This is a genomic window from Pseudomonas sp. SIMBA_067, assembly GCF_046534675.1.
Taxonomy (GTDB): Bacteria; Pseudomonadota; Gammaproteobacteria; order Pseudomonadales; family Pseudomonadaceae; genus Aquipseudomonas; species Aquipseudomonas putida.
Window position 1 is genome coordinate 1 of record NZ_JAWRYH010000432.1, and the last position, 271, is coordinate 271.

Annotated in this window: 1 pseudogene; it reads right to left on the reverse strand. The window is 49.8% G+C overall.

The features are described 5' to 3' along the window. Positions 1-6 precede the first annotated feature (6 nt). A pseudogene (locus SB765_RS29765) lies at positions 7-271 on the reverse strand (hypothetical protein); the annotation flags it as partial.

The window sequence follows — 271 nt, forward strand, 5'->3', positions numbered from 1 at the left end:
GGGGTATTACGCGTTTTTCAACATCCACTCAATTTCTGTTTCTGTGATGAGGCGCTCAAACTGCAACAGCTCATCATTTTTACAGGCGTGATAGACATGGCAAAACCGTTCGCCTAAATAGCGGCGCAGGTGATCATTCTCGATAAACTCACCCAGGGCATCGCTCTGGCGAATCGGGAAGGGTAAGCCATCCTGTTCCAGCCCGTTGCCTTCGACTTCTTCCTGCAACGGCAGCTCGTTATCAAGACCGTGCAAAATACCGGCAAAAATC